This is a genomic window from Spongiactinospora rosea, from assembly GCF_003315795.1.
Lineage (GTDB): Bacteria > Actinomycetota > Actinomycetes > Streptosporangiales > Streptosporangiaceae > Spongiactinospora > Spongiactinospora rosea.
Window position 1 is genome coordinate 37,260 of sequence record NZ_QMEY01000020.1, and the last position, 26,030, is coordinate 63,289.

General features: G+C 72.4%; 24 protein-coding genes. 12 read left to right on the forward strand and 12 right to left on the reverse strand.

Annotated features, from left to right (window positions below; translation table 11 throughout):
* Positions 1-187: 187 nt before the first annotated feature.
* Entirely contained in the window at positions 188-1,057 is an 870-nt protein-coding gene (locus tag DP939_RS32960) for a universal stress protein (RefSeq protein ID WP_113984753.1), read from the forward strand.
* 61 nt (positions 1,058-1,118) lie between these two features.
* Here the strand turns inward: DP939_RS32960 and DP939_RS48170 are convergent, their stop codons facing one another.
* The 9 genes from DP939_RS48170 to DP939_RS33010 form a co-directional block, all read right to left on the reverse strand.
* On the reverse strand, positions 1,119-1,937 hold the full coding sequence (locus tag DP939_RS48170; RefSeq protein ID WP_113984754.1) for an ABC transporter ATP-binding protein/permease: 819 nt from the start codon (positions 1,935-1,937) through the stop codon (positions 1,119-1,121).
* The gene (locus DP939_RS32970) at positions 1,934-2,443 is read right to left on the reverse strand and encodes a PadR family transcriptional regulator (RefSeq protein WP_113984755.1); all 510 of its coding nucleotides are present in this window, start codon (positions 2,441-2,443) and stop codon (positions 1,934-1,936) included. The genes DP939_RS48170 and DP939_RS32970 overlap by 4 nt, the downstream gene beginning before the upstream one ends.
* Before the next feature lie 66 nt (positions 2,444-2,509).
* Positions 2,510-3,946, reverse strand: a complete 1,437-nt coding sequence (gene rox / locus DP939_RS32975) for a rifampin monooxygenase (RefSeq protein ID WP_404828618.1) — start codon at positions 3,944-3,946, stop codon at positions 2,510-2,512.
* 253 nt (positions 3,947-4,199) lie between these two features.
* Complete coding sequence (locus DP939_RS32980; protein ID WP_113984757.1) at positions 4,200-5,300, reverse strand: serine hydrolase domain-containing protein; 1,101 nt, start codon at positions 5,298-5,300, stop codon at positions 4,200-4,202.
* Between the two features lie 187 nt (positions 5,301-5,487).
* Positions 5,488-6,183, reverse strand: a complete 696-nt coding sequence (locus DP939_RS32985) for a response regulator (protein WP_113984758.1) — start codon at positions 6,181-6,183, stop codon at positions 5,488-5,490.
* Between the two features lie 14 nt (positions 6,184-6,197).
* Positions 6,198-7,382, reverse strand: a complete 1,185-nt coding sequence (locus tag DP939_RS32990) for a sensor histidine kinase (RefSeq protein ID WP_199565578.1) — start codon at positions 7,380-7,382, stop codon at positions 6,198-6,200.
* 199 nt (positions 7,383-7,581) lie between these two features.
* Positions 7,582-8,067, reverse strand: a complete 486-nt coding sequence (locus DP939_RS33000; RefSeq protein ID WP_199565579.1) for a MarR family winged helix-turn-helix transcriptional regulator — start codon at positions 8,065-8,067, stop codon at positions 7,582-7,584.
* A 56-nt stretch (positions 8,068-8,123) separates the two neighbouring features.
* Positions 8,124-8,333 carry a hypothetical protein gene (locus DP939_RS33005; protein ID WP_113984760.1) on the reverse strand — a complete coding sequence of 70 codons (210 nt, stop codon included), beginning with the start codon at positions 8,331-8,333 and terminating at the stop codon, positions 8,124-8,126.
* Between the two features lie 337 nt (positions 8,334-8,670).
* Positions 8,671-10,245 carry a PucR family transcriptional regulator gene (locus DP939_RS33010; protein ID WP_113984761.1) on the reverse strand — a complete coding sequence of 525 codons (1,575 nt, stop codon included), beginning with the start codon at positions 10,243-10,245 and terminating at the stop codon, positions 8,671-8,673.
* 111 nt (positions 10,246-10,356) lie between these two features.
* On the opposite strand from DP939_RS33010, the gene DP939_RS33015 reads away from it, so the two are divergent.
* The 6 genes from DP939_RS33015 to DP939_RS33040 are packed head-to-tail and all read left to right on the forward strand — an operon-like array spanning position 10,357 to position 17,067.
* Positions 10,357-11,442: a DUF917 domain-containing protein gene (locus tag DP939_RS33015; protein WP_113984762.1), complete on the forward strand. Its 1,086-nt coding sequence runs from the start codon at positions 10,357-10,359 to the stop codon at positions 11,440-11,442.
* Positions 11,439-12,737, forward strand: coding sequence for a hydantoinase/oxoprolinase N-terminal domain-containing protein (locus DP939_RS33020; protein ID WP_113984763.1), 1,299 nt, complete (start codon positions 11,439-11,441; stop codon positions 12,735-12,737). The genes DP939_RS33015 and DP939_RS33020 overlap by 4 nt, the downstream gene beginning before the upstream one ends.
* 43 nt (positions 12,738-12,780) lie before the next feature.
* Positions 12,781-14,340 carry a hydantoinase/oxoprolinase family protein gene (locus DP939_RS33025; protein ID WP_225878649.1) on the forward strand — a complete coding sequence of 520 codons (1,560 nt, stop codon included), beginning with the start codon at positions 12,781-12,783 and terminating at the stop codon, positions 14,338-14,340.
* A gap of 2 nt (positions 14,341-14,342) precedes the next feature.
* Positions 14,343-15,422: a DUF917 domain-containing protein gene (locus DP939_RS33030; protein ID WP_113984764.1), complete on the forward strand. Its 1,080-nt coding sequence runs from the start codon at positions 14,343-14,345 to the stop codon at positions 15,420-15,422.
* Positions 15,419-16,012, forward strand: a complete 594-nt coding sequence (locus DP939_RS33035) for an amidohydrolase family protein (protein ID WP_113984765.1) — start codon at positions 15,419-15,421, stop codon at positions 16,010-16,012. Before DP939_RS33030 ends, DP939_RS33035 begins: the two co-directional genes overlap by 4 nt.
* Before the next feature lie 29 nt (positions 16,013-16,041).
* Complete coding sequence (locus DP939_RS33040) at positions 16,042-17,067, forward strand: zinc-dependent alcohol dehydrogenase family protein (RefSeq protein WP_158578823.1); 1,026 nt, start codon at positions 16,042-16,044, stop codon at positions 17,065-17,067.
* A gap of 139 nt (positions 17,068-17,206) precedes the next feature.
* Here DP939_RS33040 and DP939_RS33045 read toward each other — a convergent pair whose 3' ends face one another.
* Positions 17,207-17,851, reverse strand: a complete 645-nt coding sequence (locus tag DP939_RS33045) for a TetR/AcrR family transcriptional regulator C-terminal domain-containing protein (RefSeq protein WP_113984767.1) — start codon at positions 17,849-17,851, stop codon at positions 17,207-17,209.
* A 90-nt stretch (positions 17,852-17,941) separates the two neighbouring features.
* Between DP939_RS33045 and DP939_RS33050 the strand changes: the two genes are divergently transcribed.
* Positions 17,942-19,429, forward strand: a complete 1,488-nt coding sequence (locus tag DP939_RS33050; RefSeq protein ID WP_113984768.1) for an FAD-dependent monooxygenase — start codon at positions 17,942-17,944, stop codon at positions 19,427-19,429.
* 36 nt (positions 19,430-19,465) lie between these two features.
* Here the strand turns inward: DP939_RS33050 and DP939_RS33055 are convergent, their stop codons facing one another.
* Together DP939_RS33055 and DP939_RS33060 are read right to left on the reverse strand one after the other, a co-directional pair.
* A complete protein-coding gene (locus DP939_RS33055; RefSeq protein WP_225878650.1) occupies positions 19,466-20,452 on the reverse strand; it encodes an aldo/keto reductase in 987 nt (328 codons plus the stop codon).
* A 1-nt stretch (position 20,453) separates the two neighbouring features.
* The gene (locus DP939_RS33060) at positions 20,454-21,338 is read right to left on the reverse strand and encodes a carbon-nitrogen hydrolase family protein (protein WP_113984769.1); all 885 of its coding nucleotides are present in this window, start codon (positions 21,336-21,338) and stop codon (positions 20,454-20,456) included.
* A 73-nt stretch (positions 21,339-21,411) separates the two neighbouring features.
* On the opposite strand from DP939_RS33060, the gene DP939_RS33065 reads away from it, so the two are divergent.
* The 4 genes from DP939_RS33065 (at position 21,412) to DP939_RS33080 (ending at position 26,030) form a co-directional block, all read left to right on the forward strand.
* On the forward strand, positions 21,412-22,821 hold the full coding sequence (locus tag DP939_RS33065; protein WP_113984770.1) for an amidase: 1,410 nt from the start codon (positions 21,412-21,414) through the stop codon (positions 22,819-22,821).
* An 80-nt stretch (positions 22,822-22,901) separates the two neighbouring features.
* Positions 22,902-24,428 (forward strand): AMP-binding protein, encoded by a 1,527-nt coding sequence (locus tag DP939_RS33070; RefSeq protein WP_263972364.1) that lies wholly within the window; start codon positions 22,902-22,904, stop codon positions 24,426-24,428.
* Positions 24,421-25,599 (forward strand): thiolase family protein, encoded by a 1,179-nt coding sequence (locus DP939_RS33075; protein ID WP_113984772.1) that lies wholly within the window; start codon positions 24,421-24,423, stop codon positions 25,597-25,599. Before DP939_RS33070 ends, DP939_RS33075 begins: the two co-directional genes overlap by 8 nt.
* Positions 25,590-26,030 carry a Zn-ribbon domain-containing OB-fold protein gene (locus tag DP939_RS33080; RefSeq protein WP_113984773.1) on the forward strand — a complete coding sequence of 147 codons (441 nt, stop codon included), beginning with the start codon at positions 25,590-25,592 and terminating at the stop codon, positions 26,028-26,030. The genes DP939_RS33075 and DP939_RS33080 overlap by 10 nt, the downstream gene beginning before the upstream one ends.

Genomic DNA, 26,030 nt, shown 5'->3' on the forward strand with positions numbered 1-26,030 from the left:
ATGCTGCTGCGAGGGGGAACGCACGCGTCAGAGTCGAAGGTCCCGATCATCAGGGACCCTTGCCGAGTCGTACACGATCCCGTTCCACGCGAACGGCCCGGTAAACCCGGCACCGGCATGATCCCCGCGTCCGGAACATGGCCGGTCCGCGTACGGGTAGAGGACGGCGGCCGGGAAGGACGTCATCGTGACAAGACCGATCATCGTCGGGGTCGACGGCTCCGGGCCGTCGCTCCAAGCAGCGAGCTGGGCCGGGGCCGAGGCGGCTCTTCATGGGGCGCCGCTGCGGATTCTGCACGCCGCGCTGAGGTGGTCCTACGACGTGCCGCTCGTCCCCCAGCCCGCGGGCTGGGACGCCGACGCGCGATCCGGCGCGGCGGAAATGCTGCGCCAGGCGACCCTGCGCGCCCGTGCGGGCAGGCCGCGCCTGGACGTCACCGCTGAGATCGTCGACGGCGGGGCGGCGGACGCGCTGGTCGCCGCCACGGAAGAAGCCCGGCTGCTGGTCGTGGGGAACCGGGGCCGCGGCGGGTTCACCGAACTGCTGCTGGGCTCGGTCAGCCGCACGGTCACCGCGCGCGCCTCATGCCCGGTGGCGGTCGTCCGGTGGACATCCGGCGACGATTCAGGCGATCAGGGCGATGTCGTGGTGGGCGTCACCGGACGGCCCGGCCAGGACGACGTCCTGGACTTCGCGTTCGGCGAGGCCGGACTTCGGGGCGTGGGCGTACTGGCCGTACACGCCTGGCGGCACCCCGCGCGGCTCGCACCCGGCGACATACAGCCGCCGGTCTACGACATCGATGAGGTCGGCCGCGAGGAGGAACGCCTGGTCGCCGTGGCCCTGGCCGGACGGATGGAGGCGTTCCCCGATGTGCCGTCGACCCGGCGGGTCGTCCACGCGCACCCGGCCAAGGCGTTGATCGCCGCCTCGGCCCACGCGTCCCTCGTCGTCATCGGCGCCCACGCCGAACGCCTCACCCGCCCCGGCCTCGGCTCGATCGCCCACGCCATCACCCACCACGGCCACTCCCCCGTGGTGGTCGTACGCCACTGACCGCCGGATGAGCCCGGCGGTCTGAGGGTGACGCCGGGGCCTTCTCAGGCGGCGACCAGGGTCAGGCGGGGCGGCGGGCGGGGAGCGGGCTCGCGCGGGTGATCAGGGCCGCCGCGGTCCCCAGGATGGGGAGCCCGGCCACGACGGCGATCACGAATGCCCACGGTACGGCGATCGTGGCGGGATCGCCGGGGCCGTACGACGTCATCGGCCGGCTGAGCGCCACGCCCGTCATCGTTCCGGCCGCCAGTCCGACCAGCGCGCCCAGCCCGGAGATGTAGAGCGCCTGACCGGCCACGATCACCCGCAACGTGCCCGGCGGGGCGCCGATGGCCGCCATCGTGGCCCGTTCGGGGCGCATGTCGGTCGCCGCGAGGCGGGTGGCGGCCAGCAGCAGGGACCGCTCGCCGACCAGAGCGCGGGCGATGGCCACCCGCTGGCTCTGGCCGCCGGACAGCTCGTCCGGAAACCGGTCGGCGAGGTCGGCCACGCCGACCTCCGTCAGCACCGCCATGGCCTCCTCGCGGGCCCGGCGTGATCGCACGCCGTCCAGTTCGCGGGGCAGCATGACGTTCTCCGCCGCGGTCAGCGACGTGATCAGGTTGAGGTCCTGGAAGACGTAGCCGACGCTGCGGCGGCGCAGCGCCGCCAGGTCGCGTACCGCGGCGAGGTCCTGCCCGCCGATGCGCACCGTCCCGGAAGTGGGCCGGTCCAGCCCGCCCGCGACGTTGAGCAGCGTGGACTTGCCCGCGCCGGACGGTCCCATGACCGCGACCAGCTCGCCCTGGCCGACGTCGAGGCTCACGCCCCGCAGCGCGTGTACGGCCGTCGCCCCTTCGCCGTGGACTCTGGCCACCTCGGCCAGCCGTACGACCGTCATCTTTCCTCCTTGAGAACGGCCTCGCAGTGGTCCAGCCACCGTTGCTCGGCCTCGGCCTGGAAGATCATGGAGTCGAGCACGAGCCGCTGGGCGGCGCCCTGCGCGGTGTCCCGTTTGGCCTTGGTCAGCCGTTGCAGCGCGGACATGGTCGCGGTCCGCTGCCTGCGGATGACCTCGGCGACGTCCACCTCTTTGGCGGCGACCGCCATGGCCAGCTTGATGACCAGTTCGTCGCGCGGGCGGTCGGACTGGACGACGGGCGTGCTGAACCATCGCTCCATCTCCGTCCGGCCAGCCGCGGTGATCGCGTAGACCACCCGGCACTGCTCGTCCGGCTCGCCCGGTTCCACCAGGCCGTCGCGCTCCATCCGGGACAGCGTCGTGTAGACCTGGCCGATGTTGAGCGGCCAGGTCGCCCCCGTCAACGCCTCGAACTCCCCTCTCAGCTGGTAGCCGTACCGGGGCCCCGTACTGAGCAGGGCCAGCAGCCCGTGCTTGATCGACATGGATACCGAGTATGCATACGCGGTATGCCCTGCGCAAGCGGAACCGCCGGCCCTGCTCGGCCGAGATCAGGTGACGGGCTCGCCGAACCAGCGGGTGAGGTGGTCGTCCAGGTCCCGCTGATCGTCGCCGATCCATGCGACGTGGCCGTCGGGGCGGAGCAGGAGGCACGGAACGTCCACCGCCGCGGTGGGGTCCGCGAGGTGATCGACCCGGTCGGACCAGCCGCCGGGGGTCAGGCGTCCGGTGCGGTCCAGCAGCAGGCCGCGGCCGCGGCGCAGCAGATCGTAGAGGCGGCCCTGTTCCACCTCGATGTCGCGCAGGCGGCGGCCCACCAGGTCGGGACCTTCGCCGAAGTCGTAGCGGACGCCGATAGCGGTGATCTTCTCGATCAGGCGGCGGTTGACCTCGTCGAAGTCCATCAGCTCGGTGAGCAGCCCGCGCACGGCCCGCGGGCCCGGTTCGGGGGACATGAGTTCCAACTGGGCGCGGGTGTTGTCCAGTACGTCCGCGGCGACCGGATGGCGTTCGGAATGGTAGGTGTCCAGCAGGGTCTCCGGCGCCCAGCCGCGGATCTGCGCGGCCAGTTTCCAGCCGAGGTTGAACGCGTCCTGAACGCCCAGGTTGAGGCCCTGCCCGCCGATGGGCGGATGGATGTGCGCCGCGTCTCCGGCCAGCAGCACCCGCCCGGACCGATAGCGTTCGGCCAGCCGGGTGGCGTCCCCGAACCGGGACGACCAGCGCGGGGAGTGCACGCCGAAATCGGTTCCCGCGACGGCGCGCAACCGCTGCCGGAAATCCTCGATGGTGGGCGGTATCGAGTGATCGCCGACCTCCGCGGCGGGCACCACGACGCTGTAGACCCCTTCACCGAAAGGGCGGAGCCAGAATCGATGGTGGGGCTCGCGAATTCCGGCCAGCGTGGCGGCGATCTCTTCCGCGGGTACGCCCACTTCCATTTCGCCCATCAGCGTGTCGGTCCGTGCGGGCTCACCGGGAAAACCGACACCGAGCAGTTTGCGCACCGTACTGCGCGCGCCGTCACAGCCGACGAGATAACGCGAACGCAGCCGTTCGCCGCCTGCCGGCTCGACGGTCACGCCCTCGTCGTCCTGCTCGATGCCGGCCACCGCGCAACCGCGCCGGACCTGCGCGCCCAGCCCGATCGCGTGCTCTTCGAGCAGGCGGGCGATGACCGGCTGCGGGATTCCCAGCAAATAGGCGTGCGCGGAATCCAGGCCCTTGGGGGCGGGCTTCGGGATGGCGGCGAAGAAACCGCCGGCCGGACGCCTTCTTCCGTGCTGGAGAACGCGCTCCAGCAGTCCGCGCATCGCCATGAGTTCGAGACTGCGAATATGCAGCCCGACGATGCGGACGAACGAAACGGGCTCGGCTTCCTTCTCCAGGACGAGGACCCGCACATCGTGCAGCCGCAGTTCGGCGGCCAGCATCGCGCCGGTCGGGCCGCATCCGGCGATGATCACGTCGAATTCAGGGGAGTTCACAGGTGATGCCTTTCGGGAGTGCCTTGTCGGCATGGCGCTCCCGGCGACACCTACGTCGATCGCCCCACCGTGACGGAAAGGGGGAGCACCCACATCGCTACAGCGTTCATGGGTCTCACCTCCTCGGGCGGTGTCACGGTCAACCGCAAGTTACAAGCCCGGGCATCGGCCCGTCCAATCCTTTTTGCCGGGGCGAACCCCGGCCAGGGCGGCAGGCAGCGCGCTGCCGCCCTTCACGCAGACGCCGGGGTGGTCAGCGCAGCGCGCACAGGGTGGCGTCGGCGAGGTCCAGCAGCCGGGGCGTGATCTCGTTCGGGTGCCGGTTGATGGCGATGGTGACCTGGCGGCGGCCGTCGGGGCTGGAGGCCGCGATCGTGCGGTAGCCGTTGAAGCCGCCGCCGTGCCCGATCCAGGTGCCCGCGCAGTGCTTCAGCTTGGTCTCGTACAGCCCGAGCCCGGCGTTGGCGCCGGGCCACATGCGCGCCGGATCGGCCGGGACCGTCTTGCGCATCTCCTTGAGCTGGGCCTTGGGCACCAGCCTGCCGCCGAGCAGCGCGGCCCAGTAGCGGTTCAGGTCGGCGGTCGTGGACACGAGCGCGCCGCCCGCGCCGCCGTAGGTCATGTTCCACTTGGTGGCGTCGTAGCGCTCGCCCTCGATGTAGAGGTAGCCGCGCGCGTGCCGTCCGGGGATGCGCGGGTTATCGCCCGGCCACCACGTCCTGGTGAGCTTCAGCGGCTTGATGATCCGCCGGGTGATCTCCTTGCCGATGTCGTTGCCGGTGGCCTGCTTCACGATCATGGCGAGGAGCGCGTAGTTGGTGCTGGAGTAGTTCCAGGGCTTGTCCGAGCGCGGCATGCGCAGCCCGATCGCGAACAGTTCCTCGGGCTCGAAGTGCTTGAAGCGGTCGCGCTCGGCGTCGATCTCCTCGGAGGAGGTGTAGTCCGCCAGCCCGCTGGTGTGCTGGAGCAGGTCGCGAACGGTGATCTTCTCGTTCGGGAGGTACCGGGTCACGGGCGCGTCGAGCTTGATCTTGCCCTCCGCCACGAGCTGGAGCACCACCGTCGCCGTGAACGACTTGGTGACGCTGCCCATCCTGATCCGCTCGTCACCGCGCATCCGCCGGCCCGTCTCGATGTCCGCCACCCCGCTGCCCAGCGACACCCGCCCGCAGGCCGGGGAACCGACCGTCGCGAGGATGCCCGGCGCGCCCTTGGCCTTCACGATCTCATCGAGCGAATGCTGCAGCGCCTTCGTGTCGCACTTCCTGGTCGCCGCCGATGCCCCCGGCGCCGCACCGATGGCCCCCACGGCCGCGGCCAGTGCCAGCACCGCGGCGAGTCCTGTCTTCTTCATGCCCTCAGTGTGTCGATGACCTGCCCGGATGCGCCTCGTGCCGCGGTACGCACCCGCTCCTCCGCCAGGACCATCCGTTTTTCGCGGCCTCAGCCCTGGATGCGAGGCGATCGGCCCGGCGCGCACAGGCCCGGTACGGGAGCCACCGGCGTGACCAGCACCGCGGCGGTACGGGGAGGCCGGCCCCCTACGCCCTGGGGCGTACTCCCCCGGCCCGCACGAGGCCGTTCTCGTACGCCGCGATCACGAGCTGGGCCCGGTCGTGCACGCCCAGTTTGGCCATCAGATGCCGGACGTGGGTCTTCACGGTGGCCAGGCCGATCCCGAGCCGGATCGCGATCTCAGGGTTGGGCAGGCCGCGCGCGATGAGCACCAGGACGTCGCGCTCCCGCCCGGTGACGCCGGTCAGGTCGGCCTCCGGCACGCCGGGGTCGTGCGGCGCGTGCCGGGCGAAGTGGGTGATCAGCCGCCGGGTCACCGTGGGGGCCAGCAGCGCCTCCCCCGCGGCCACCACGCGCAGCGCGTCGAGCAGGGCGTCGGGACGGGTGTCCTTGATCAGGAAGCCGCTCGCCCCGGCCCGGAGCGCGGCGTACACGTACTCGTCGAGGTCGAAGGTCGTGAGGATGAGGACCTTCACCGTGGCGGTGGCGGCGTCGGCGCGGATCAGCCGGGTGGCCTCGATGCCATCGACATCGGACATACGGATGTCCATCAGCACGATGTCGGGCCGGAGCCGCCTGGCCAGCTCGATGGTCTCGCGACCGGTGCCCGCCTCGCCGACCGTCTCCATGTCGGGGGCGCTGTCGATGAGCATCCGGAATCCGACGCGCAGCAGTTGCTGGTCGTCGGCGAGGAGCACCCGGTGCGGCCTGCCGTTCGCCATCTGTCCTTCCGTCCTCACCCTGGGTCGTTCGCCGCGTCCGGGGCGGGCGGTGGCGGCTCGTCGGCGGGCCAGGCGGGCAGCCGGGCCTCCACCAGGAACCCGCCGCCCGGTCGCGGACCGGCCGAGAGCGTCCCGCCGTACAGGGCGGCCCGCTCGCGCATCCCGGCCAGACCGTGGCCGCCCCCACCGGGCCCTCCCGCGGGCGGGCCCGACCCGCCCTCGTCGGCCACCGTGACCACCACCTCGCCGGGGCCGCCGGGGGCCACCTCGACGCGGCACCTGACCGGACCCGCGTGCTTGACGACGTTGGTCAGCGACTCCTGGACGATCCGGTACACCGCCATCCCCACGCCGTCGGCCACCTGGAGTTCTTCGTCCAGGCGCGCCTCCACCTCGACGCCGGCCGCCCGGGCCGCCGCCAGGAGGTCCGCGATCGTGCCGAGCCCCGGCGCCGGGACCCCGCCGGGGCCCCGCTCCCCCGGTACGTCCGTCTCCGCCGGGCCGACGCGCAGCACGCCGAGCATGTGGCGCATCTCGGTGAGCGCGTTGTGGCCGGTCTCCTCGATCAGCGTGAGCGCCCGGCGGGCCTCGTCGGGCCGCGACTCCGCCAGGTGGTTGGCGATGGCGGCCCGCGTGGTGATCAGGCTCATGCTGTGGGCCACGCTGTCGTGCAGGTCGCGGGCGATGCGCAGCCGCTCCTCGGCCACGGCCCGCCGCGCGGTCAGGGCCGCGCGGGCACGCTGCTCGCGTACGGCCACGCCGAGGGTCCATGAGAAGCCCGCGAGCAGCCAGGCGAACGCGACCGGCAGGACCGCCTCCTGCCACGTCGGCCACCCGGCTCCGTGCAGCACCATCACGGCCAGCGTGGCGACGAGCCCGGTGACCGCGCGCCGCCGGGACTCCAGCGCCGCCACGGTGTACAGCGCCAGGGCCGACGCGAGGTACGTCTCGCCCACCCGCAGCAGCGCCCCGGCCGCGGCGGCGGCCAGCACCACGCCTAGCACCGGCCACGGCCACAGCCTGCGCACCGCGACGGGCAGCCAGACGGCGAGGATCACCCCGGCCGCCGCGACCTTGCCGGCCAGCAGCTCGGGCACGGCCAGGCCGGCGCCGAACAGCACCACCGCCACGGCGATGTCCACCGCCAGCCGGCGCCCCGGCCGCCATCGGCGCCCGATCGGCGATCGCCCCTCGTTCACGTCTGGACCCTATCCACCCGCGGGGGCTGCCAGGGCCGCCGCCACCAGTGTCCCCGCCGCGCACTCCGGTCTGGCCGACCGGGGCCGGGTCGCGCCCGGCATGCGCGCCGACCTGCTGCTCGTGGACGGCGACCCGACCAGCGACATCACCGCCACCCGCGCCATCGCCGACGTCTGGCGACGCGGCGCTCTGACGCGCTCAGCCCCAGGACGCGAGCAGGCCGCGCAGGATCCGATCCAGCGCGTCGGTGTCCTGGGGCCCGAGGGCCGTCCCGAGCCTGTTGAGGGTCGCCGCGTGATCGGTGAGCGTTTCGTCGATCACCGTGCGGCCCTTGTCCGTCAGCACGACCTGGAAGCTGCGCCGATCGGCCGCGTCGAGCCTCCGCTCGATCAGCCCGGCCTGCTCCAGGCGGTCCAGCCGGTTGGTCATCCCGGCCCGTGACATCATCAGGACGGCCGACAGCTCGGACGGGATCATCGTGAACGGTGCTCCGGACCGGCGCAACGCGGCAAGTACGTCGAACTCGCCGGAGCGCAGGCCATGCCGGACGAAGACCTCATCCACCGCCGTCTCGACCAGCCGCGTCACCCGCCCCATCCGGGCGAAGACCCCCATCGGCGAAAGATCCAGATCAGGCCGCTCACGCCGCCACTGGCCGAGAATCGCGTCGACCACGTCTCCCATGCGCGCCATCATATTCGGCATGAGATAATCACACGGCTAACCATGAACCCCTGACCTCACGCGATGACGCCCATGACGGCGGGCGGATCGGCGCGGCCGGGATGCACGCCCATCACGCCGTGCAGCATTTGATCGGCGACGGGTTCGTCCTGCGGGACACCGACGGCGCCGAGCGCGCCATGACGGCCACGCTCATCCCGGCGAACACTCCGCACGCGATCGTTCGAGGCCCCGCCGACGGCCTGCCGGCCCTCACTCGCCGGCACGTCCCTCTGGAGATTCCGGCCGGGCGCGCCCCGGCCACCCTGCGAGGGTTCGTCGACCGGCTGACCGGCACGGCCACGGCGGGCCCACGGCTGCGTACCGCCGATGGGGACGCCATCGCCCCGGCCGCGGTGATCTTGGCGACGGGGTACCACGCCGACCATGGCTGGGTCCGCGTACCCGGCGCGCCGGCCGACGGGAAGCCCGTCCACTTTGCGGGGGTCAGCCCGGTGCCCGGCCTGACCTACGTCGGGCTGCCCTTTCAGCGCAGCCGCGGATCGGCCCTGCTGGCTGGGCGGGCGAAGACGCCGCCCTGGTCACCGCGGCCTACGACCCCCGTTAGGGCGTCAAGCGCAGGGCGAGCCGCAGCGCGAGCCGGTCGCCGGGATCGTCGAGGTCCACGTCCAGCAGGGACCGGATCCGCTGCAGCCGCTGGATCACGGTGTTGCGGTGGATGTGCAGCACGGTCGCGGTCTTCGAGACGTTGGACTCGCTGTCGAGGAACGTCCGCAGCGTCGCGATGAGCTGGCCCGTCGGATCGGCGTCGCGGATCGGGTCGGTCAGGCTCGCGACGACGTCCCGCGCGGCGCCCTCGGGGAGCCAGGTCCGTACCAGGCGGTTCGCGGTCATCGTGGCCGAGCGCTGCACGACCGCCCTCCCCTGCTGTGACTCGGCGAACGCCAGCGCGTGCCGGGCGTCGTCGAGCGAGAGGGCGATCCCGCCCGGGCCCTCGTGCGGGTCGCCGATCCCGGCGCGCGGCCGGAGGCGGGGGTACCCCCGGGCGACCTCCTCCAGCGCCGCCCGGACGCCACCGGCCAGCAGCGCGAGCTGTTCGGCGTCCGGCGCGGCGGTGGTCGTCGTCCAGAAGACGACCGCCCGCCCGGTGTCCACGGGCTGGGCGGGCACCGAGTTCGCGCGCAGGGCCTGGGTGAGCGACCGGGCGAGCGCCGCCGACGGCAGGTCGGCCAGGCCGCTACCGGCCCCCACCTGCACGGCGACGTGCCATCCCACCAACTGCCAGCCGAGGGCCGCGGCGCGTTCGATGTCGGCGAGCGCCACGTCGTCGCCCTTGCGGAGCAGTTCGTCCAGCAGGGCACCGGCCTCCCGGTTCTCCCGCTCGTAGGCCAGTGAGGTCTGCGCGAGATGCGCGGAGAACGCCAGGGACGCGATCCGCAACGACGTGAGGATGTGCCCGGACGGGGCGTCCAGGCCGTACGGCACCCGCGCGCCGAGCCACAGCCGAGGCCGGCCCGCCGCCAGCGGGAACCCCGCGACGACCACGATGCTCTCCCGCGTCCCGCCCTCCACGACCGCGCCCCGGAACCCGGCCTGCCCGCCGAACGAGTGCAACGCCCGCGCCAGGTCATCGGCGGGTGCCAGCATGGGACCGGCGATCGGGTGGCCGTCGAGGCCGATCAGGGCGACCGGGAAGGCGATCACCTGGGCGAGGCGGTCCACCAGTTCGCCGACGTCGCGGGCCGGACGCAGCATGACCTCGCTGACCGCGCGGACCACCCCGACGCCCACCAGCTCCGGATTCTGGACGAGCCGCTCGATGTCCGAACGCAGCCGGCCGGGATCGAGCCCGGGCTCGCGCCAGAGCGCGATCTGGAACCGCTCCGCAAGCCGCCGCGTGGGCGAGGGCAGCTCGCCGGTGCCCGCGTCCACGACCACGCAGCTCACCCGCGCCGCAGCCGCCCGGCGCAGCAGCAGGTCAAGGGCGACATCGCCGCTCGCCACGACCTCCCTGGGCACGATGACGAGCGAACCGGGCCGCTGTGTCTCGACCTCCTCGATCCGGAAGACGATCGCGACGGCCCCGACGGGCCGCCCCAGCGCGGCGTCACCGCCGCTCAAGGTGTCGCGGACGCCCGGCGAGGCGAACGTCTCGACGATCGCGCGTACGTTCACCATGGCACTACCCCCGGCATGGTGCCCAGTCTCCCGGAAAACTGTGGGCACCTTGCACACTGACGGCGTTCATCTGGTAAGCGATGCTTCCACACAAGCTAAGGAGACCTGGCCATGAGATTCACGGCTGATGACATCTCCCCCATGGCGCGCGGCGCCGCCGTCCTCGGCGGAGGGGGAGCCGGTGACCCGTTCCTCGCCGAGGTGATGCTCGGCGAGGTGCTCCGCGAGCAGGGCCCGATCGAGATCATCGGCGCGGACGAACTCGACGACGACGCCGATGTGGCCCCCTTCGCGCTCATGGGCTCCCCGCACGCCCTCTCCGAGAAGCTGCTGGGCACCGCCGAGCCGCCGATCCTCTTCACCGGCAACGCGCTCAGGAGCCGGCCGCCGGCGGCGGTGATGCCCTACGAGATGGCGGGCATGAACGCCCTCTATCCGCTCGCCGCGGCGGCGCTGCTGGGCGTCCCGTGCGTCGACGGCGACTTCGCCGGTCGCGGGGTGCCGAGTCTCGACCTGTCGACGCTCGAACTCGATGACGCCCAGCCGGACGCCTACATCCTGTGCGACCCGTACGGCCGTACGGTGACGATCCAGAAGTCGGGCGCGCTCTCCTCCGAGCGGCTGGTACGTCCGGTCGTCGAGACCATGGGCTGGCTCGCGGTGCTCAGCACGTCCTCCCTCAGCGCCGGGTTCTGCCGGGCCCACGTACTGCGCGGGTCGGTCAGCCGGTGCCTCGAACTCGGCCGCGTCTTCGGCCGCCTGGCGGCGCTCGGCGAGGCGGAGGCCGCGGCGGTGCTCGCGGACCACGGCGGCGCGGTCATCGGCAGCGGCGTCATCACCGGCCGCCTGTCCTTCTCCGACGGGCTCGGGCCCCGGTCGTCCCTGGCGATCGAGTCCGACGACCGCACCGAGGAACCGCTCCGGGTCGAACTGCGCAACGAGTTCCACCTCGCCGTCCGGGCGGGCGAGATCATCGCCGCGGTGCCGGACATCCTGCTCGTCGCGGACCGGGACACCTGGCAGCCGCTCTCGACGGAGGACGCCACACCGGGCCGCGATGTCCATGTCATCGCCCTGCCGGCCCACGACCGCTGGCGTTCGGAGCGCGGCCTACGGCTCGCGGGCCCGAGGGCACTCGGCTACGGGGTGGACTACGCCGACTTCTCGATCGCGGCGCGAGCGGGTGCCGCACGATGACGCCGCTCCGCCTCGGGATCTCCGCCGCCGGGCCGCTGGTCACCGCCGCCGTCATCGACGAGTGGGACCACATCGTCTCGACCGGGACGTCGGACGACGGAGCCCTCGCCACCGCCGTCCGGGCGGCCCTCGAACCCGTCGGCCCTGACGCGATCGGGCCGATCATGCTCGCGACCACCGCCTTCGCCGACCGGCTCCAAGAGCACCAGGCCATGGGCAGGGTCGCGGTGCTCCGCGTCGGCGCGACGCCCACGACCGCCGTGCCGCCGTTCGCCGGATGGCCCCGGGCCCTCGCGGAGCGGGTCGCGGGCCCCTGGCTCGGCACCGGCGGCGGCACCGACATCGACGGTTCGGCCCATGGCGCGCTCGACGTCGACGCCATCCGCGCGTTCGCCGGGCGCTGCCGGGACGCCTGCGACGCCATCGCCGTCGCGGGTTCCTTCTCCTACCTCGACGACCGGCCCGAACGCGTCGCGGCGGCCCTGATCAGGGAGGTCCTGGGCACGGACCTTCCGATCACGCTGAGCTGCGAGGTCGGCGGGTTCGGGCTGCTCGAACGCGAGAACGCCGCCATTCTCAACGCCGCGCTCAGCGGGCACGCCCGCGGCACGCTGGCCGGGGCGCGGTCGGCCCTTCGCGGACTCGGCCTCGGCGCGGAGCCCTTCGTCGCGCGCAACGACGGCACCCTCGTCTCCGCGTCGCGCGCGGCGGCCCTTCCCATCCATCTGGTCGCGGGACGCCTGGCGACGGCCGTACTCGGCCGCGCCCGGCCGGCCGGGGCCACTGACGCCATCGTCGTGGACGACGACGGCCGGAGCGCGGACGCCGGAGTACTGCGCCACGGGCGGCTCGTACTCGAACCGGCATCGACGCTCGCGGGCGTGCGCACGAACCAGCCCATGCCGCTCGGTTTCCCGAAACCCGCCCCCATGACCGCGCCCATCACTGGGGACCGGCTCGTCGGCAGGCTCCGCCGCCGCGTCGGCGACCTGCCCGTGCTCGGCCCGCAGGCGTCCGCCCCGGGGGTCGCGCCGGCCGTGGGCGCGGCGCTCGCCTCGGTCTCGGCCAGCGTGTGGAGCTTCGTCGAGGCCGGGGGCGATCGGGCGGGGCGGCTGGCGGAATGCGAGCGGCGGGCGATCGACGAGGCGATCCTCGCCGGCGCCGACCCCGCCGACACGAGGATCAGCCAGGTCGCCGACACCCAGGTGACCTATATGTCCGGCGGGCCCCTCCGCCTGTTCGTCCAGGCGGCCGGCCGCCCGTTCCACCCGATCGCCGAGTACCACGAGGCGTGAACCATCCGGGCGTGTGAGCCCATGAACCAACAGGAGGATCAACGTGCCGCTGCGCGTCGGAATCGATGTCGGTGGGACCAACACCGACGCAGTCGTCCTCGATGGGAGCCGGGTCGTCGCCGCCACCAAGGCCCCGACGTCGGAAGATGTCACGTCGGGGATCCTCACCGCGCTCGGCGAGGTGCGGAAGGCCGTGGCCGTGGACGACATCGCCTCGGTCTTCATCGGCACCACGCACTTCATCAACGCGATCGCCCAGGGTCGTGACCTGGAACGCGTCGCGGCGGTACGGCTCGCCACGCCGCCCCAGTCGCTGATGCCGATGATCGACTGGCCGGACCGGCTGCGCGAGGTCGTGGACGGGGGCACCTTCGTGTGCGCCGGCGGGTCGCAGTTCGACGGCTCGCCACTCAACGAACTCGACGAGCCGGGCCTGCGCGAGATCGCCCGGCGGATCGCCGCCTCCGGCGTCCGGCACATCGCCCTCAGCTCGGTGTTCTCGACGGTCAATCCGGATCCGGAGATCCGCGCGGAGGAGATCCTGCGCGAGGAGCTGCCGCACGCGTCGATCACCCGCTCCATGCTCGTCGGCAGGGTCGGTCTCCTGGAACGCGAGAACGCGACGATCCTGAACGCCGCGCTCCTCGACCTGGCCGGCCGGGTGATCGACGGCCTGGAGGAGGTCGTCGCCGGCGTCGGCATCTCCGCGCCGATCCTGTTGTCGCAGAACGACGGCACCGTCATGACCCTCGACCGGGCACGGCTGTTCCCCATCTTCACGATCGCGTCCGGGCCGACCAACTCGATGCGGGGAGCGGCCCTGCTGACCGGCCTCGACCACGGCGTGGTCATCGACGTCGGCGGCACCACCTCCGACATCGGAATGCTCCAGCACGGCTTCCCCCGGGAGTCCACGGTGGCGATGAGCCTGGCCGGTGTGCGGAGCAACTTCCGGATGCCCGACGTCCTGTCCCTGGCCCTCGGCGGCGGCACGAAGGTCACCGGCGACGGGGCGGTGGTCGGACCGGAGAGCGTCGGCTACCGCATCATGTCCGAGGCGCGGGTGTTCGGCGGCGACACGCTCACGTTCACGGACGTCGCGGTCGCGGGCGGCGCGGACCCGATCGGGGACCCCACGGCGGTCTCCGGCCTCCCCGCCGAAACCGTGCGGCGCGCGCTGGACGTCGTGACCGATCGGCTGGTCCGGGCCATCGACAAGGCCAAGCTGACGGCGGGCGACATCCCCGTGATCGTCGTCGGGGGCGGCGGGCCGCTCCTCGCCGCCCTTCCCGGCTTCAAGGACGTCATCATCCCCGAGCACGCGGGCGTCGCGAACGCCGTCGGCGCCGCCTTCGCGGAGGCGGGCGGCGAGGTGGACCGGGTGTACACGCTCACCGGGACGACCCGTGCCGCCGCCCTGGAAACCGCCAAGGCCGAAGCGGTCGCGCGCGCCGTCGCGGCGGGCGCCGACCCGGACTCCGTGCGGATCATCGACACCGACGACGTCCCGCTCACGCACCTGCCGGGAGGCATGGCGGTGCGCATCAAGGTGAAGGCCGTCGGGCCGTTCCGCGACCTCGTCACGACCCCGGAAGGACGCTGACCATGCGACTCATCGACGAAGCGGCGCTCGCCGACATCACCCTCGGTTCCACGGTGCTCGGCTCCGGCGGCGGAGGCGACCCGTACATCGGCATGCTGCTCGCCCGCGAGGCGATCCGGCGGCACGGCCCGGTCCCGCTCGTGGACATCGAGGAGGTCCCCGACGACGCGAACGTGGTCTTCATCGCCGGGCTGGGCGCGCCGGGCGTCCTCATCGAGAAGCTGCCGCGCGCGGAGGAGTACGTGCGGGTGCTCCGCGAGCTGGAACGCCTCACCGGGCAGACGTTCGCCTACGTCTGCGCCGCCGAGGCGGGCGGGCTCAACGCGGTGACGCCGTTCACGACCGCCGCGGCGGCGGGCGTGCCGATCGTGGACGCCGACGGGATGGGCCGTGCCTTCCCCGAGCTGCAACTGGTCACGCCGACGCTCTACGGTGGCCGCGCCACGCCGATGGTCATGGCCGACGAGCACGGCAACGTCATGTACCTCACCAGCGCGACGAACGCGTGGGCGGAGGCGTACACCCGGGCGGCCGTGGGGGCCAGCGGGGCGAACGCCGCCACGGCGCTGTATCCGATGACCGGGGCCGAGGCCAAGGAACGCCTGGTCCACGGCGCGATCTCGCTCGCCGAAGACCTCGGCCGGACGATCCGGGAGGCGCGGGCCGCGCACACCTCCCCCGTGGCGGCCGTGCTCGCCAAGCAGCGGGGCGTGCTGCTGTTCACCGGGAAGGTGGAGGAGGTCGAGCGGCGCAACGAGCGGGGCTGGACGATCGGGAAGGCCCACCTGAGCGGGCTCGACGAGTACCGCGGGCGCCGGATGACCGTGCACTTCCAGAACGAGAACCTGGCCGCCGAACGCGACGGGCAGGTGGTCGCCACCAGCCCCGACCTCATCATGTCGATGGAGATCGACACCGGCGAGCCGATTCCGGCCGAGGAGATCCGGTACGGCTACCGCGTCGCGGTCGTCGGGCTGCCCTGCGACCCCCGCTGGCGGACCGCGGCGGGCATCGAGCTCGCCGGGCCGCGCCACTTCGGCTACGACATGGAGTATCGCCCGGTCGAGGAGATGTCGCGGTGACCAGGACGGTCCTGCGCGGCGGGCGGGTGTTCGACGGCAGCGGCGCCGAGACGACCCTCACCGACATCGCCATCGAATCGGGCCGGATCGCGGCGCTGGGCACGGGACTCGACGGCGACGAGGTGATCGATGCCACCGGCGCGCTCGTGGCGCCGGGGCTGATCGACGCCCACGTCCACGCCATGTTCGCCGGCATGGACTTCGCGAAGATCCAGAGTCAGCCGTTCTCGTTGCCGTTCTACGAGGCGATCGGCAACCTCCGCAGGCTCCTCGACAGCGGCGTGACGACCGCGCGGGACGCGGGCGGCACCGACAGTGGCGTCTTCGCCCACGGATCGAGTCACCGCGAGCTGACGATGCTGGTCCAGGCCGGGATGACCCCGCCGCAGGCCCTGCACGCCGCGACCGGATCGGCCGCCGGTTTGCTCGAACTCGATGACGTCGGCCGGATCGCGGTGGGGTGCGCGGCCGACCTGATCGTCCTGGACGGGGACGCGTGGGACTTCACGCGCTACTCCGGCAACCTGGCGATGGTCATTCAGGGCGGGACCGTCCGCCGGGACCACCGCAGACCCGCCACCCGCACATGACCCCCCGCAAAGAACCGAGGAGTACACCCATGCCCGAAGCACCGCGACAGGCCATGCGCGCCCTTGTCTACGATCGCGCCGGCGAGGGCGACGAGTCCGGGCTCGGCCTCGTCATCCGCGATCTCGACGTTCCCGAACCCGGTCCCGGCGAGGCCTCCATCCGGGTGTCCGCGTACGGCCTGAACCAGGCCGACATTCTGCTGATGAACAACCGCCACTACACGCGTTCGGACCTGCCGATGCGGCTCGGCTACGAGTCGAGCGGCATCGTGGCGGCGGTCGGCTCTGGCGTGACGCGCTTCAAGGCCGGCGACCGGGTGAGCACCGTCCCGAACATCGACGGCCCGTACTCCTGCGCCAACGAGTACGCCCTGGCCCGCGAGGAGTTCACGACGCCGTGGCCGGAGGGCTGGTCGGCGGCCGAGGCGGCGGGCTTCTGGATGCAGTACCTGACGGCGTACTACCCGATGAAGGAGATCTTCCCCGTCGCCGCGGGCGACTGGGTGCTGATCACGGCGGCGTCCGGCGGCACGGGCCTCGGCGCGATCCGGATCGCGAAGACTCTCGGCGCGCGCGTCATCGCCACCACGCGCACCTCGGCGAAACGCGACTTCCTCATGGAACAGGGCGCGGACGCCACGGTCGCGACGGCGGAGGAGGACGTCACCGCGGCGATCATGTCGATCACCGGCGGGGAGGGCGTCCGGCTCATCTCGGACGGCGTGGGCGGCGGATTCGTCGCCGAGTACGTGAACGCGCTCGCCTTCAACGGGATCGCGTACGTTCACGGGGGACTGTCGGGCACGAACGACGTGAGCTTCCCGATCCTGTCGCTCGTGCACCGCAGGGCGGGCCTGTACGGCTACTCGCTGATCAACGAGGTCCGCGACCCCGAGTCCCTGCGGCGCGGGATCGCCTTCGTGACCGAGCGGATCGCCGACGGCAGGCTCGGCCGCCCGGTCATCGACCGGGTGTACCCGCTGGAGGAGGCGGTCGCCGCGTACGAACGCATGAAGGCGGGCCTGCAGCGCGGAAAGATCGTGGTCACGCTCTGAAGGACCGGCGACCGGCGTTCATGCCGGTCACTTCGAGGCGGCCCCTGGCGGTGTGCCGGAACGTCTCATGGCCGGGGTCGTCGCTCACCGGCCCGAGGACTCCGGGCCGGGAGCACGACGGCCGGCCGTGGCACGGCCCTCAGGCGATGGCACGGGTCGCTTTCATACCGGCCAGTATCAACCTGACGCCGTCCTCGAATCCCGCGTCCGGGTCTTCCTGCCATCTCCCGCCGAGGATCTGTGCCGAGAGCGGGTATCTGGCCGGGTCCACCTCCAGCGGCCGCTGGTAGGGATTCTCCTCGCCGTAGCCCGATCCCTGTCTCGCCTGTTCCTCGATGGTGTAGCTCACGGTGTAGTGGTAGAGCGCGTGGTAGCCGCTCGATGCCTGGCTCAGCGTGAAGCCCTCGTCCATGAGGGTGCGGAAGGTCAGCTCCGTCATACGGAACAGCGCCGGATGGGTGAGGTGCGTGCCGGCGAACACCCGCGCCCCGTCCCGGTATCGCAGCATGCCATGTCGCAGCCGTCCGGCCTGGGCGCGCAGCCAGTCGTCCCATGACTGGCTGCGCGCCGGGGCCTCCAGGCCGTCGATCGCGTCGAGGAACAGGGTCTCGGCGATCGTGTCCAGCAACTCCTGTTTGTTGCGGACGTGCCAGTAGAGGGCGCTGACGCGCACTCCCAGCTCCTTGGCGACCAGTCGCATGGACAGCCCGTCCAGGCCGGTCTCGTTGAGCAACCGCAGCGAGGTCCGCGCGATCGTCTGTGGGCTGATCTTCGTCTCGCTCATGATCCTCCTTGACACCTGAACACTGCTCAGTAGATATTGAGAAGCGTTCAGGCAGAGCTTATCACCGTTCAGGGTGGCTGGAGGGATCACATGACCGACCACGACGTCGTGATCGCAGGAGCCGGGCCGACCGGCCTCATGCTGGCAAGGGAGCTGCGGCTGGCGGGTGTCGAGGCGGTGGTGCTGGAGTCGCGTACCGAGCCGACCGCCGAGTCCCGCGCGGGAGGCATGCACGCCCGGACACTGGAGATCCTTGATCAGCGCGGCATTCTCGGCCCTTTCCTCGCCGAGGGGCGCAGGCTCCAGGGCGGGCACTTCGCCGAGCTGCCGCTGGACTTCACCGGCCTGGCCACCCGTCACCCGTACCTGCTGCAGCTCCTGCAATATCAGAGCGAAAGCCTGCTCGAGGCGCACGCGGCCGACCTCGGCGTCCAGGTCCAACGCGGGCGCACGATCACCGCGACGCGCCAGGACGCCGACGGGGTCGAGGTCGACGTACGTGACGGCGACGGCGCCACCGAGACGATCCGGGCCCGCTACCTGGTGGGCTGCGACGGCGGCAGGAGCACGGTCCGGCAGTCGCAGGGCATCGGCTTCCCCGGCACCGGCGCGACGCTGACCGCGATGCTCGGTGACGTCGTACTGACCGACCCTCCGCCGGGGCGCTTCACTCTGGAACGCCGCGACAACGGCTCCTACTGGGTCCTCGCGTTCGAGCCTGGCTGGCACCGGGTGATCACCTACGACTACTCCCATGTCGCCGACCGCAGCGCGCCCTGCACCCTTGAGGACCTTCGCGCGTCGATGACGAAGATCGCGGGAACCGATTTCGGGATGCACGCCCCGCGCTGGATCTCCTGGTTCGGCGACACCGCCCGCCAGGCCGAACGCTACCGCCGGGGGCGCGTGCTGCTGGCGGGCGATGCCGCCCACGTCCATTTCCCCGCCGGCGGCCAGGGCCTCAACACCGGTGTCCAGGACGCGGTCAACCTCGGCTGGAAGCTCGCCGCCGTCGTGAACGGCCACGCGAGCCCGGACCTGCTGGACACCTACCAGACCGAACGGCACCCCGTGGCCGCCCGGGTCCTGCAGAACACCCGGGCGCAGACCAGGCTCTCCGCGCCGGGGTGGCAGGCCGAGGCCCTCCGCGAGACCATGGCCCGGCTGATCGAGCTGGCTCCGGTCAACGACGAGCTCAGCAACATGATCGCCGCCCTGGACATCCGCTACGAGATGGGCGTCGGCGACCACCCGCTGCTCGGGCTGCGCATGCCCGACGTCGACCTCCAGGCGCCCGGCCCGACCCGCTCGTACGCGCTGCTGCACGCGGCCCGTCCCGTGCTGCTCGACCTCGGGAGCGACGCCGGCCTCTCGGCGCTCACCCAGGACCGGGCCGGCCGGGTCGACACGGTGACCGCGCGCTGTGCCCAGGATCGGTGGACCGTACCGCTGCTGGGCGAGGTCGAGGCCCCCGAAGCGGTGCTCATCCGCCCCGACGGCCACATCGCCTGGGCCGCCCCTCGCGGCCGGGCCGACACGGACGCCCTGCGCGACGCCCTGGCGAAGTGGTGCGGCTAGCGAATCTCAACCGCCGGCCGCGGCCACGGCCGGGGCTCAGTCGTCCAGGAGCCTCATGCGGTCCGGCGCGTAGCGCTCGCCCGCGATGGCGTCGGCCGGGACGGCGGCGGCGGCCGCCGCGATGTCGGCGGCGGTGAGGGTGACCGAGGCCGCGCCAAGGTTCTCTTCGAGCTGGGCGCGCGTGGTCGCCCCCTGGATCGGCACCACGTCCTGGCCCTGGGCGAGGAGCCAGGCCAGCGCGAGCCGGGCCGGGGTGATGCCGAGCCGGGTCGCCTGCTCGGTCAGGGCGTCGACGATCGCCAGGTTGTGCTGCAGGTTCCCTTCGGCGAAGCGCGGCTGGGCCACCCGGCGGAAGTCGTCGCCATCGAAGTCGCCCGCCGAACGGTACTTACCGGTCAGGAAACCGCGGCCCAGCGGCGAGTAGGGCACTATGCCGATCCCCAGCTCGCGGCACAATGCGAGCTGGTCGTGCTCGATGTCGCGCGACCACAGCGACCACTCGTTCTGCAGCGTGGCGATCGGGTGCACGGCGTGGGCGCGCCGGATCGTCTCCGCGGACGCCTCCGAGAGGCCGATGTGGCGCACCTTGCCCTCGGCGACGAGTTCGGCGAGCGCCCCGGCGGTGTCCTCGATCGGCACCTCCGGATCCACCCGATGCTGCTGGTACAGGTCGATGTGCTCGACGCCGAGGCGGCGCAGCGACGCCTCGCAGGCCGAGCGGACGTAGTCGGGGCGGCCGCAGACGCCGGTGGTCCGGCCGCCCTGCCGGACCACGCCGAACTTGGTGGCGAGCACGACCTGGTCACGGCGGCCCTTGATCGCCCGGCCGACCAGTTCCTCGTTCGCGCCCGACCCGTACGCGTCGGCGGTGTCGAGCAGGGTCACACCGAGGTCCAGGGCGCGGTGGACGGTGGCCAGGGATTCCGATTCGTCCTGGGTGCCGTAGTAGTCGCTCATCGCCATGCATCCCAGGCCGAGGGCGCCGACTTCGAACGGGCCGACACGGTGCAGTGGCATGGTCATGTCAGGCCGTCCCGGTGAGAGTCGTGGCCGGGTCCGACAGCGGCGCGGTGATCGGCGCGTACAGCTCCGGCCTGCGGTCGCGGAAGAGGGTCAGGTACCGGCGCTGCGCGGAGAGCCGGTCGGCCACCAGGGTGGCGCGGATGCTCTCCTCGCGGTCGCTGCCCGAGGCGGCGAGGGTGCCGCCGTCCGGGCCGGCGATGGCGCTGCGCCCGAAGAACACCTGGCCGTCGTCGGTGCCGGTCCGGTTGCACCCGGCGAAGAACAGCGCGTTCTCCATGGCCCGGGTCGCGCACCGGGCGATGATGCTGCCCTCGGGCACGTGGCCCGGCTGCACGGCGGCCGCCCACAGCGACAGGATGATCTCGGCGCCGTCGAGCGCCTGGACGCGGGCAAGTTCGGGAAACCGGACGTCGTAGCAGAGTTGCAGCCCGATCCGGCCGAGCGAGGTGGCGAAGGTGGCGACGCGGTCGCCGGGGACGTAGTACTCCTTCTCGTCCCGGCAGGCGTGCACCTTGTGCTGCACCCCGGCGATCTCGCCGTCCGGATCGATCAGCACGGCCGCGTTGTACAGCAGGTCGGGGATCCGCGGGTGCCGCTGCGAGATCCCGGCCACCACGTGCGCCCCGGACCGCCGGGCCGCGTCGGCCAGCCGCTCCGTGGTCGGGCCGGGCACCGTCTCAGAAGCGGCGTAGAGACGGCGGGCGAAGTCGTCGTCGCGCGCCGACTGCACGTATCCGGTGTTGCTGAGTTCGGGGAAGACCACCAGTTCGGCGCGGTGCCGATCCGCTTCGTCGAGGACCAGTTCCGCCATCCGCTCGGCGTTGCGCTCCGGCGCGAGCATTTCGCTGCTGAACTGCACGAGCGAGATCTGTACGTTCTCCTTCACTGCACCCCCTTCTTCGAAAAACCATATCGCGATACCTTCATTTCATCTAGTGGTCTAGCAGGAGGAGGCGCCGATGCAGCAGGAAGAGGTGGTGCGGGCCTCGGCCATCGCCTTGGCCGCGGCATATCGCAGTGGCCGGGTGAGCCCTGTCGATGCGACTCGGGCCGCGCTCGAACGCATCAGCCAGGACAATCCGGCGCTGCGCGCCTACTGCCTGGTGGACGAGCAGGGCGCGCTCGCCCAGGCCGAGGCGTCCCACCACAGGTGGCGGCGCGGCGAGGCCCTCGGCCCGCTGGACGGGGTGCCGACATCGATCAAGGACCTGTTCCTCACCGCGGGCTGGCCGACCCTGCGCGGCTCCCGGCGCGTGGATCCCGATCAGCCGTGGACGGTGGACAGCCCGGTCGCGGCACGGTTGCGCGAGGCGGGCGTGGTGCTGCTGGGGAAGACCACCACTCCGGAGTTCGGGTGGAAGGCGGTCACCGACAACCCCATCGACGGCGTGACCAGGAACCCGATCGATCCCACGCTGACCGCGGGGGGATCCAGCGGCGGCAGCGGCGCCGCGCTGGCCGCCGGGATGGGCGCGCTCTCGGTGGCGACCGACGCCGCGGGCTCGACCCGCATCCCCGCCGCGTTCTGCGGGGTCGTCGGCCTCAAGCCGACGTACGGGCGCATCCCCATCTACCCGGCCAGCGACCTCGACCGGCTCGGGTGCGCCGGGCCGATGGCACGGACCGTCGCCGACGTCGCGGCCCTTCTCGACGTGCTGGCCGCCCCCGACGACCGCGACCCGAACGCGCTGCCGCCGCCCACCGGCTCCTACCTCGCCGGGATGCGCCGCCCGGTGCGCGGGCTGCGCGCCGCCTACTCCCCCACACTGGGGTACGCCCGGGTGGAACCCGAGGTCGCGAAGGTGGCCGAGGCCGCGGTGACCGCCCTGGGCGAGGCGGGCGTCGTGGTGGAGGCGGTCGATCCGCCGTTCTCCGACCCGCTGGACGTCTTCACCGTGCTGTGGTCGACCGGCATGGCGCCGCTGCTGCATTCGCAACTGGGCGGTTCACCCCATGGAATCGATCAAGGACTTGCGGAGCTGATCGAGCAGGGCTCCCGCCACTCGGTCGCCGACTATCTCATCGCGCGCCGGGCGGCGCTCGGCATCGGTACCGCGATGGGCGCCTTCCACCGGGAGTACGACGTGCTGCTCACGCCGACCGTGCCGATCGAGCCGTTCGCGGCCGGGCACGACGTGCCGCCGGGCAGCGGCGCGCGCAGTTGGCTGGAGTGGACGCCCTTCACCTTGCCGTTCAGCCTGTCCCAGCAACCGGCGCTCAGCGTCCCTGCCGGGACGACCTCTCGCGGCCTGCCGGTGGGGTTGCAGATCGTCGGGGCCCGGCACGCGGAGGGCCTGGTCCTGGCCGTGGGCGCCGCGGTCGAGGAGGCGCTGCGCGGCACGGCGGGCCCGACCGGCGATTGTGCCTGAGCGGGCCGCCAAGTATCGTGATGCGAAATGGCCAGTCTGCACAATGAAACGAGGGGGCCGTCCTGGACATCGCGTACCTACTGCGCAGAGCCGCCCGGATGTACCCGGACGCGCTCGCGGTCGATGACGGCCGGACCGTCCGCACTCATGCGCAGCTCATCCGGCGAGGCGAAGGCCTGGCGAACGGGCTGGACCGCCTGGGCGTCCCGCCTGGCGCAGCGGTCGGCATCCTGTCCGGGAACCGCACGGAATACGTGGAGGCGGACGTCGCCCTGGCGCTCGGGCGGCGGGTGCGCGTCGCGCTCAACGCGCGGCTGCACCTGGAGGACTTCCGGTACATGGCCGCGGACGCCGGCCTGGCCGCGCTGTTCTACTCGGCCGAGTTCGCGGAGCACGCCGCGGCGCTGGCCGAAGAGCCGGGCGTAGTACCCATCGCCCTGGACGGCGACGCCCTGAGCGGCGGGCACAGCGTCGAATCACTCGTCGCGGACGCGCCCGCCGCCCCCCGGATCCGCGACACCGACCCCGAGGGCGTCGCCTGGATCTCCTACACTTCCGGCACCACCGGCCGCCCCAAGGGGGTCGTGCTCTCGCACCGGGCGATCCGGGAGGTCGCCCTCAACCTGCTGCTGGAGCTCGGCCCGGTCGTCCCGGAGGAGCAGATCCTGCTCACCCAGCCCATTTCGCACGGCGCCGGGTACTTCGTGCTGCCGTACCTGATGTCCGGCGCGGGCGTCCACGTCATGCGGCACTTCGATCCCGAACAGGTGTGGCACCTCTCGCGGAACCCGGCGATGCGCACCCTGAAGGCCGTGCCGACCATGCTGGAGGCCATTCTCGCCGCCGAGCCGTCCGCCGGACGCGGCGCGGAGTGGGGGTTCGAGTCCATCGTGTACGGCGCGTCGGGCATCGCCCCGGCGCTGCTGAACCTCGCGGTGGAGCGCTTCGGCCCCACGCTCGTGCAGGACTACGGCCAGTCCGAGGCGCCGGTCACCATCACCTGCCTGCAAAAGCGCGATCACCTCGATGAGTCGGCGCGCCTGTCGGCCGGCCGGCCCTGGCGCAGCGTCGCGGTGGAGGTCCGCGACGGCGACGGAGTCCAGGTCGGCCCCGGCGAGCTGGGCGAGGTGTACGTGCGGGGCAACCATCTGATGAGCGGCTACCACGGCAAGCCGGCCGAGACCGCCGAGGTGCTGCGCGACGGCTGGTTGCGCACCAAGGACCTCGCGATCACCGACGAACGCGGCTTCGTGTACCTGCGCGGCCGCCGGGACGAAATGATCAACACCGGAGGATTCAATGTGGCGCCTCGCGAGGTCGAGGACGTCCTGGCCGCCTTCCAGGACGTCGAGGAGGTCGTGGTGCTGGGGATGCCGGACGAACGCTGGGGGGACGCGGTGACCGCGGTGGTGCGCCCGTCCGCCGGGGCCCGGCTCGACGTCGAGGAACTGCTGGCCTTCGCCCGGCCGCGGCTGGGCATCCGGGTGCCGAGACGGGTGGCGGTCTGGTCGCGGATTCCGCGCAACGCCTACGGCAAGGTGGACCGCAACGCCATCCGCGCGGCCCTGGACGGGACCGGCCGACCGGCGGAGTCGTCCCATGGCTGACGACGTGGTGATCGCCGGTGTGGGCGTGCACCCGTTCGGCCGCCATTCCGACAGGTCGCTCAAGGACCTGGCCCGGGTGGCCGGGCTGCGCGCGCTGCTCGACGCCGGCATCGGGCCGCAGGGCGTGCAGATGGTGTACTCCGCCAACGCCATGGCCGGCATGTTGCAGGGCCAGGAGATGGTCCGCGGGCAGACCGTGCTGCGCGAGATCGGGATCGAGGGCGTGCCGGTCGTCAACGTCGAGAACGCCTGCGCGGGCGGCTCGACCGCGTTCGCCCAGGCGGTCATGGCGATCCGGTCCGGCGCGGCCGACGTCGCGCTGGCGGTCGGCTTCGAGAAGATGTTCGTCGCCGACCGTTCCCGGACGCTGGACGCGCTGGAGTCGGCCGCCGACCTGGACGTCGTCTCCGGTCTGGGCATCCAGTTCACGGCCGTGTACGGGCTGCGGCTGCGACCGCGGCTGGCCGACGGGTCGATCACCCGCCAGGACCTGGCCGAGGTCGCGGTGAAGAGCCACGCGAACGGCGCCCGCAACCCCTACGCCCAGCATCAGAAGCCGGTCACCGCCGAGCAGGTGCTGGAGTCGCGCATGATCGCCGATCCGCTCACCCTGCTGATGTGCAGCTCGATCTGCGACGGCGCGGCGGCCGTGGTGCTGGCTCGCGACGGGGCACTGCGGCAACCGGGACGCCCGACGGTACGCGTACTGGCCTCGGCGTCCACGTCCGGCTTCACGCTGGACCCGGACGGCGGCCCGTCGGGCGCGACCCGATGCGCGCAGCTCGCCTACGAACAGGCGGGGGTCGGCCCCGCGGACGTCGATGTCGCCGAGGTGCACGACGCCATGGCCCCGGCCGAACTGCTCTACGCCGAGCAACTGGGCTTCTGCCCGCCCGGCGACGCGGCCCCGTTCTTCCGCAGCGGCGCGACCGCCCTGGACGGCCGCCTGCCGATCAATCCCAGCGGCGGCCTGGCCTCGCGCGGGCATCCGGTGGGTGCCACCGGGCTGGCCCAGCTGGCCGAGCTGACCTGGCAGTTGCGCGGCGAGGCGGGCGAGCGGCAGGTCCACCGCCCGCGCATCGCGCTGGCCCAGAACAGCGGCGGCTGGCTGGAGGGCGAATCGGCCGCGGTCAACGTACACCTCCTGGAACGGACGCAACGATGGATCTAGCGGACGCGCTCGACAGCGCCCCGACCGGCGAGCGCCCGCGCTTCGACCTCGCGGCCGCCGCGCTGGTCGGCGGGCGCTGCGCGGACTGCGGCGCCACGGCATGGCCCGCGCGCGCGGTGTGTCATCGCTGCGGCGGCGCGGACGTCCGGCTCGGCGCCTTCGCCCGCTCGGGCACGCTGGTGAGCTGCACCCGCGTGATGGTGCCCCGCCCCGGGCTGGAGGCCCCCTACATGCTGGGGCAGGTACGACTCGACGACGGTCCGGTGGTGTTCGGTCAGATCCTGGGGCTGGACGACACCGAGGCGGTGCCCTGCCCGGTCACCGTTCGCGTGAGCGCGGCCCGGTACTGGTTCACCCCTGCGGGCTTGCCGGAGCCGACCGGCGAACGGCAAGATGAAACGAGGGTATCGTCGGACGAAACGGGCGGCTGA

Bases quoted from the DNA above. Each gene is read 5' to 3' on its own strand.
- DP939_RS33015 (WP_113984762.1), top strand. From the start codon at position 10,357: ATGAGATTCACGGCTGATGACATCTCCCCCATGGCGCGCGGCGCCGCC.
- DP939_RS33030 (WP_113984764.1), top strand. From the start codon at position 14,343: ATGCGACTCATCGACGAAGCGGCGCTCGCCGACATCACCCTCGGTTCC.
- DP939_RS32985 (WP_113984758.1), bottom strand. From the start codon at position 6,183: ATGGCGAACGGCAGGCCGCACCGGGTGCTCCTCGCCGACGACCAGCAA.
- DP939_RS33010 (WP_113984761.1), bottom strand. From the start codon at position 10,245: ATGGTGAACGTACGCGCGATCGTCGAGACGTTCGCCTCGCCGGGCGTC.
- DP939_RS32970 (WP_113984755.1), bottom strand. From the start codon at position 2,443: ATGTCGATCAAGCACGGGCTGCTGGCCCTGCTCAGTACGGGGCCCCGG.
- DP939_RS33000 (WP_199565579.1), bottom strand. From the start codon at position 8,067: ATGGGAGACGTGGTCGACGCGATTCTCGGCCAGTGGCGGCGTGAGCGG.
- DP939_RS33055 (WP_225878650.1), bottom strand. From the start codon at position 20,452: ATGACCATGCCACTGCACCGTGTCGGCCCGTTCGAAGTCGGCGCCCTC.
- DP939_RS33075 (WP_113984772.1), top strand. From the start codon at position 24,421: ATGGCTGACGACGTGGTGATCGCCGGTGTGGGCGTGCACCCGTTCGGC.
- DP939_RS48170 (WP_113984754.1), bottom strand. From the start codon at position 1,937: ATGACGGTCGTACGGCTGGCCGAGGTGGCCAGAGTCCACGGCGAAGGG.
- DP939_RS33050 (WP_113984768.1), top strand. From the start codon at position 17,942: ATGACCGACCACGACGTCGTGATCGCAGGAGCCGGGCCGACCGGCCTC.
- DP939_RS33065 (WP_113984770.1), top strand. From the start codon at position 21,412: ATGCAGCAGGAAGAGGTGGTGCGGGCCTCGGCCATCGCCTTGGCCGCG.
- DP939_RS32980 (WP_113984757.1), bottom strand. From the start codon at position 5,300: ATGAAGAAGACAGGACTCGCCGCGGTGCTGGCACTGGCCGCGGCCGTG.
- DP939_RS33080 (WP_113984773.1), top strand. From the start codon at position 25,590: ATGGATCTAGCGGACGCGCTCGACAGCGCCCCGACCGGCGAGCGCCCG.
- DP939_RS33040 (WP_158578823.1), top strand. From the start codon at position 16,042: ATGCCCGAAGCACCGCGACAGGCCATGCGCGCCCTTGTCTACGATCGC.
- DP939_RS33045 (WP_113984767.1), bottom strand. From the start codon at position 17,851: ATGAGCGAGACGAAGATCAGCCCACAGACGATCGCGCGGACCTCGCTG.
- DP939_RS33020 (WP_113984763.1), top strand. From the start codon at position 11,439: ATGACGCCGCTCCGCCTCGGGATCTCCGCCGCCGGGCCGCTGGTCACC.